We start from the raw sequence: 973 nt of genomic DNA on the forward strand, positions 1-973 counted from the left end.
ATCAATGTCATGAAGGCATTCTTCACATGCTTGTTCGGGAACCCCAGCTTGTAGATATTCGATTTCTTATCGTAATCTTTAATCGTCAGATACCCGCTCTGATAAATCATCGGAATAAGATTTTTCGATGCCGTATCGTTACTTTCCAGCAGACTGCCGTCTATCTCAACTCCTTCCAAATCTCCTAAGTCAGAATCTCTATTTTTAAGCATTTTCACCAGAAATGAAGGTGTTCCAACCTCTATCCAATTGCTTCTTAACGCCTTTGAATCCAAGGTAATCATTAAACCGGATAGATTATAAATATCCACACATCTGTTGTTGAAGTGATACCCGTCGTACAGTTCCTTCAGTTCCGCCTTCGTTTCCTCTTCCGACATATCATTTGCTGCCCCCAGCTCCTTTACGCCTTCTTTGAATACAGAGTGTAGCTCCTCCTCCGTGATACCACAAATGCCGATATATGCAAACTCCATCGATATATCCCTCAGATTATTCAGGTCGCTGAAGACGCTCACCTTTCCGAACTTCGTCACCCCCGTAAGCAGTGCGAACCTGATATACCTGTCCATCGATTTCAGAGCCCCGTAGAAAGCCTTCAGTGTGTCCCTGTACTCATTCTGCAGCTCCTCATTATCTATGGCCTGCAGCATCGGCTTGTCGTACTCGTCCACCAGGATAACAGTGTTTCTTCCCGTCTTCTCCGCCGCCCTGCGTATCACCCCCTCAAATCTTGTCGCCAGCGAATACTCATCCGGATTCTTGCCGTACAAAGCCTCACACTGCTTCAGGAACAGGTCGAGCTTGTTTTCCAGATCCTTCGGAGTGGCATACCTTTCCGTATTCAGGTCCAGATGCAATATCGGATGTACCGCCCATTCCTTTTCCAGTTCCGCAATCTTCAGTCCCTCAAACATCTCCCTCTTTCCGCTGAAATAAGTCTCCAGCGTAGAGATAAGCAGACTCTTGCCGA

At 46.5% G+C, this 973-nt stretch carries 1 protein-coding gene; it reads right to left on the bottom strand.

Going from position 1 to position 973, the window contains the following annotated elements; genetic code table 11:
* The coding region (locus H6A27_RS14405) for an ATP-binding protein (protein WP_204509188.1) at positions 1-973 on the bottom strand (973 nt) is incomplete at both ends.

Source organism: Bacteroides caecigallinarum (genome assembly GCF_016902295.1).
GTDB classification, from domain to species: Bacteria; Bacteroidota; Bacteroidia; order Bacteroidales; family Bacteroidaceae; genus Phocaeicola; species Phocaeicola caecigallinarum_A.